Source organism: Lactococcus sp. AK05 (assembly GCF_041026685.1).
Classification (GTDB): Bacteria; Bacillota; Bacilli; order Lactobacillales; family Streptococcaceae; genus Lactococcus; species Lactococcus lactis.
The window spans coordinates 1-5,685 of the sequence record NZ_JBFTEI010000016.1 but is presented as its reverse complement, the minus strand read 5'-3'; the positions used below and the strand labels follow the sequence as shown (position 1 = coordinate 5,685).

At 36.5% G+C, this 5,685-nt stretch carries 6 protein-coding genes, 1 tRNA gene and 1 pseudogene; 6 read left to right on the top strand and 2 right to left on the bottom strand.

The window, feature by feature from the left end:
• The first annotated feature begins 153 nt into the window (after positions 1–153).
• The 4 genes from AB6B24_RS12300 to AB6B24_RS12285 all read left to right on the top strand — a co-directional run bounded on the left by AB6B24_RS12300 (position 154) and on the right by AB6B24_RS12285 (position 3,484).
• Complete coding sequence (locus tag AB6B24_RS12300; RefSeq protein ID WP_252571589.1) at positions 154–381, top strand: DUF2871 family protein; 228 nt, start codon at positions 154–156, stop codon at positions 379–381.
• A 138-nt stretch (positions 382–519) separates the two neighbouring features.
• Positions 520–927, top strand: coding sequence for a DUF2177 family protein (locus AB6B24_RS12295; RefSeq protein WP_137614767.1), 408 nt, complete (start codon positions 520–522; stop codon positions 925–927).
• A gap of 5 nt (positions 928–932) precedes the next feature.
• Positions 933–2,714, top strand: coding sequence for a DegV family protein (locus AB6B24_RS12290; RefSeq protein ID WP_252571591.1), 1,782 nt, complete (start codon positions 933–935; stop codon positions 2,712–2,714).
• The gene (locus AB6B24_RS12285) at positions 2,711–3,484 is read left to right on the top strand and encodes a DUF1295 domain-containing protein (protein WP_204652637.1); all 774 of its coding nucleotides are present in this window, start codon (positions 2,711–2,713) and stop codon (positions 3,482–3,484) included. Before AB6B24_RS12290 ends, AB6B24_RS12285 begins: the two co-directional genes overlap by 4 nt.
• A 119-nt stretch (positions 3,485–3,603) precedes the next feature.
• Here AB6B24_RS12285 and AB6B24_RS12280 read toward each other — a convergent pair whose 3' ends face one another.
• Together AB6B24_RS12280 and AB6B24_RS12275 are read right to left on the bottom strand one after the other, a co-directional pair.
• Positions 3,604–4,284, bottom strand: a complete 681-nt coding sequence (locus AB6B24_RS12280) for an IS6 family transposase (RefSeq protein ID WP_163687682.1) — start codon at positions 4,282–4,284, stop codon at positions 3,604–3,606.
• A 71-nt stretch (positions 4,285–4,355) separates the two neighbouring features.
• Positions 4,356–4,445 (bottom strand): annotated as a pseudogene (locus tag AB6B24_RS12275) (AraC family transcriptional regulator); the annotation flags it as partial.
• A 101-nt stretch (positions 4,446–4,546) separates the two neighbouring features.
• Here AB6B24_RS12275 and AB6B24_RS12270 point away from each other — a divergent pair.
• Together AB6B24_RS12270 and heR are read left to right on the top strand one after the other, a co-directional pair.
• Positions 4,547–4,630, top strand: a tRNA-OTHER gene (locus AB6B24_RS12270).
• A 148-nt stretch (positions 4,631–4,778) separates the two neighbouring features.
• Entirely contained in the window at positions 4,779–5,555 is a 777-nt protein-coding gene (gene heR / locus AB6B24_RS12265) for a heliorhodopsin HeR (RefSeq protein ID WP_369164814.1), read from the top strand.
• The last annotated feature ends 130 nt before the right edge of the window (positions 5,556–5,685 follow it).

Below are 5,685 nucleotides of genomic sequence, written 5' to 3'. Positions count from 1 at the left end.
AAGCGTCCCTCTCCTAACTGGGGCGCTTTTTCTATTATTCTACCTTATTTGATAGTAGATTTAAAACTTTGCAACAGAACCGGTAGCTGTATAGGAACAATCGTACTTTAAAAATAACTGAATTGCTTTTACACGTTCTTCGTGGGAAAACATATGGGCATTCCTCCTGAGTTCATTTTTGGTCCAGGATTATGTCCGCACCCCCATATCGGTTTGGGAATAACCTTATTACTTATGTTGATCCACGGAACAATGACCGTGATGGGGATTGAAAGTTCGGCAGCGATCTCAGGTGTTGCCGGTCTAGGACATATTATCATGACGATCGGGTTAGGTTTTTTCTTTGCTATATTATTTGGTTCAGTAGAAGAGCATGCGTAGAGCATGTTCTTTTTTTGTCATAAAAAGTAACGTGTTAGTTAATTAGTAGAAAAAAGCGCTTGAATTTGAGCAACAATCTAGGCATGAAAATGGAGATATGCTATACTTTACTTATCAAGTGATAAGGGGGAGAAAGGCATGTCACAATTTTTCAAATTATTTTTAACAAGTGCGATTGTCTTTTTGATTTTTGACTTATTTTGGTTGTTGGTGGTATCGAAAAAAATGTATCAACATTTTATTGGACAATTAATGGGAGAAGTAAAATTGGCTCCAGCAGTGATTTTTTATGTGCTTTATGTGATAGGTGTTGTCTTTTTCGTATTATTACCAGGAGTCGAAAAACAGAGTATTCTTTATACAATCGGTGCGGGAGCATTATTTGGGTTGATTTGTTACGCAACGTACGATTTGACAAATTTAGCCACGCTTAAAGATTGGCCAGTGAAGATGACGATTATCGACCTTGCTTGGGGGACTGGTGTAACCGCTGTGACGTCGGCAATTGTTTATATGATCCAAGCGAATTTTTTTAAGGGAATGTGAATGAAATGAAAGAATCAGAAGGAACCAAGTTACTCGAAGGTTTTTTGAATGGGGCTAAAGAAGTTGTCAATCAAAAACAAGAATTGAATCGAATCAATGTATTTCCTGTAGCTGATGGAGATACTGGGAGTAACTTGGCTGCTTTGATGCAAACGATCTTAGACCAAGTTTCCATACAAACCAACAGCATCAAAGATGGATTGAACCAATTATCAGAAGCGGCAATGATGGGTGCTAGAGGAAATTCGGGTATGATCTTTGCTCAATATTTTTATGGGTTAAGTACTAGCTATGATGATGCACTCGTAGCAGAAAAAGCACTTGTTTATGCAGCACAAGAAGCGTCAAAAAAAGCATATCAAGCTGTCTTGGAACCAAAAGAAGGTACGATTTTATCAGTTATGCATGTGTGGTCAGAACATCTCGTTGAGCAGATCGAACACGGAAATACTCTGATTGAGGCGTTGACGGTTGCAAAAAGACAGACTAAAGCAGCGTTGGAACAGACACAGTTCCAAATGGCTGTACTGAAAAAGAATAAATTAGTCGATGCAGGTGCAAAAGGATTTTATTATTTTATTGCCGGTCTAACCGAATATTTTTGTAATGGAGATGTCTCTCACTATGAAAAGATGCAAGTAGATCAACAGGAAGCAATCGAAGAACATTTTCTAAGCGAGGCACCTAGATATCGTTATTGTTCAGAATTTTTAGTCAAACAGTTGACGATAGAATTTGACACATTTAAAGCACAACTGGCACACTATGGTGATTCTTTGGTTTTTATTGGTGATCAAACACAAGTAAAGATACATATCCACACTAGTGTACCTGCACGATTGATGTCTTATTTAGTATCTAATGGTCAAGTGACGTATCAAAAAGTCGACGATATGCAATTGCAATATCAAATTGGACAAAACGCAAAAGCAAAAATTGCGATTGTAACCGATTCGATCGCAGACTTACCAAAAGATTTTAGCTTGGAACATCAAGTACATGTGTTACCGATGAATCTTTTACTAGATGAAGAAACATTTTTAGACAAATTGACTATCGAACCAGATTATTTACAGCAACGACTAAAAATAGCTAAAAGTATGAGTACTGCGCAACCGAATATAAAAACGGTCGATGCCTTGCTTTCGTTTTTAGAAGGGAAATATGATCATGTGTTGGTTATCAGTGTAGCGGCTAAATTAAGTGGAACGTATCAATTGATCACCCAACGCATAAAAGAAAAACAGCTCTCTTCTAACTGGATTCAAGTAATCGATTCGAAGCTCAATTCGATTGCCCAAGGATTACTTGTCAAACGAGCCGTAGAGTTAGTTGAGGCAGATAAATCATTTGAAACAGTCGTGAATGAATTGCAGTCCTTGCGTGAACGTATTTTTATATATGTAGCAGTAGCGGATTTAGATCCGATGATTCAATCTGGCAGAATTCCCCAATTCTTAGGAAAAATCGCTCAAAAAGCCTCTGTTCATCCAATCGTCAGTCTAAATGAAGAAGGCGATGGCAAGTTGATTGGCGCTTCTTTGAGTCAAAAACAAAGTTTGAAAAAAATCACAAAAAAGGTCAGCGGATTTGCTAACAAACAGCGTTTAGAAGCAGTTTATGTCACACATGTGTTTAATGAACAAGCAGCACTTGATTGGAAAACGAGCTTAAACGCACGAGCGATACCAGTCGATGCGATCGTAGAAAGCTCAGCAGCGATTGCGATCAGTGCGGGACAATCAAGTTTAGCGATCGCCGGGGTATTAAAGGAGGAAGAAAAATGATGTATGGGATTGTTGCATTTGCATTACTCATCTATTTTATTTGTTGGTTTATTATTTCAAAAGGTAAACGCAAGTATTCGTTAGTCGATATTGCTTGGGGTGGGGGGTTCGTTGTAGTAGCTTGGGGCGGTTTGATTGCTACAGATTTGATTACATTACAACAATTAGCCATTTTAGTACTCGTGACATTATGGGGTGGAAGATTATTTACCCATCTTGCTCGTCGCAATTGGAACAAGCCAGAAGACTATCGCTATGTGAACATGCGTAAACGCTGGGGGACAAAATATGTCGATATCAAAGCGTTCTTAAATGTATTCGTCTTGCAAGGCGTATTATTATTTATTATTGCGCTACCGATCACGTATACATTTGCTAACCCAAATGAATCCATGATGTGGTGGCAATGGCTTGGCGTTTTGATTTGGTTGATTGGCTTTATTTTTGAAGTTGGCGGCGATCGTCAATTAGAACAGTTCAAAAAAAATCCACAGAATAAAGGCAAATTACTAACAAGTGGTTTTTGGTCGGTAACACGTCATCCAAATTACTTTGGTGAAGCCGTTTGTTGGTGGGGTGTATTTTTAGTTGCGCTGACAAGTTGGTCGACATTATGGCTGATTTTAAGTCCAATCTGTATTACATTGTTGTTATTATTTGTTTCAGGAGTTCCATTATTAGAAAAGAAATACCATGATCGTCAAGACTTTAAAGAATATGCAGCACATACTGCAAAATTCTTTCCAATTATTGGGAAAAAAGGTCTATAAGTTTAGCCTTTTTTTCTACCAAAAAGGGGGGAAATCGATGTTTTTAGCATTAAATGAAATCAAACGGTTCTGTTGCGAAGTTTTAAAATAAAATACAACCTCTCTGAATTTCAATTATCTTAGGCTGATATTCCCATTAAGATTTTGATTTCAGTAGAGACCGAAAAGCCGAAGAGTGTTCCATTTCTTCGGTTCTTTTTGTATATTCCTCGAATGGTCTCCATGCCCTTTATCGTGGTTGAGGCAGTACGTAGACTTCGATAAAATTTATTGCGTCGCTTAATTGGTCGATGGTCTTGCTCTATTAGATTGTTAAGGTATTTCACGGTTCGATGCTCTGTCTTAGTATATAATCCATTACTCTGTAATTTTCTAAAGGCAGAGCCAATAGACGGCGCTTTATCGGTCACAATTACTCTAGGTTCACCAAACTGCTTATGTAGTCGTTTCAAGAATGCATAAGCAGCTTGAGTATCCCGTTTCTTTCGTAACCAGATGTCTAAAGTCAATCCATCCGCATCAATTGCTCTGTACAGATAATGCCATTTGCCTTTGATTTTGATATAGGTTTCGTCCATTTTCCACGAATAGAAGGACTGTCTATTTTTCTTTTTCCAGAGATGATAGAGGATTTTACTGTATTCTTGTACCCAGCGGTAAATAGTGGTATGACAAACGTCAACCCCACGATCATAAAGGAGTTCTTGGACTTCACGATAGCTCAGATTGTAACGTAGATAATAGCCCACAGAAACAATAATGACGTCTTTTTGGAATTGTTTGCCTTTAAAATGATTCATCCATATGTCCTCGCTGTCTTTCTATCCCATTTTACACTAAAATAGACTTATCGGAAAACTTTGCAACAGAACCATTCTGCCAATGTAATTTCTGATAAAATCGAAAAAATTCTACTAAATAGTGGATATGAATAACCTGATATGTTTTGAAATTTTTTAATAACTTATGCTTATTTATATTCCATATTCTTTATAAAAAATAAAATAGCACATTATTTGGTGGTGCTATCATTATGTGTTATAATAACTTTATAAATGACATGGAGGACTACCCTAGATGGATGGGGGGTTATATTATTATGACAGTCGTTGAACGATTGAGTGGGTTCAAGCCCCACCTCCTCCTTAAAGAACTTCAGATTATTTCCTGAAGTTTTTCTTATATTAGGGTTACCTAAACTCAATCTAGAGTTACCAGCCTCAGATACTTTTATAAGTAAAAATTAGGAACAAGTATATATTATTTTACTAGTCTAAATAGAAAGAGGTTATTGATGAATGAAAAATTAACGAAATTGAGAAAATTTAATCTTATTATGGGAAGTCTCCACTTTATTCAAGGATGCATTATCCTTGTCCTCGCACTAATGATTACAAAGGTGAGCGATTTCAAACCCCCAGTTTGGTCTTATTATTTGAGCTTTGATCCAACAAAAATGGCGTTGGTAACGGATGCGAAACAAATCGGAGAACTCCCATTTGGTATACTAGTCTCTATATTTTTATTCCTCTCTGCCATTGCTCACTTTTTAATTGTAAGTCCAACATTTAATCAAAGATATAATAAGGATTTAAAAAAGGGGATTAACTATTTTCGTTGGTATGAATATGCCTTAAGTTCTTCGTTGATGATTGTGCTTATTGCAAGTTTATTTGGTATCTATGATATTGGGGCGCTGATCCTCATGTTTATTTTGAACGCTACTATGAATTTATTTGGTTTATTGATGGAAATTATTAATCAATACACGCAAAAAACAAATTGGTTAGCCTATATTTTCGGTTCTATTGCTGGATTAGGAACATGGGTAGTCATTGTTCTTTATGCATTTGGTAATTCTAATCCAGCAGAGGTGCCGTGGTTCGTTTATGCAATATTTGGTTCGTACTTTATATTTTTCAATTTGTTCCCACTTAATATGTTTTTACAATATAAAAAGATTGGAAAATGGTCCGATTACTTATATGGAGAATATATCTACATTATTCTCAGCTTAGTGGCTAAAACTACTCTAGCGTGGCTTGTTTTCTCTGGGGTAATGCAGCCCTAATCGTATATGATTAGGGAGCACCATATGCTGTGAAACAGAAAATTCATTGTGGTTTTCATAATAACTTTGAAGGTTCTGTTGCAAAGTTTTAAATAAAGAATAAAATCCCTTACGGTATCTATGATTTAAG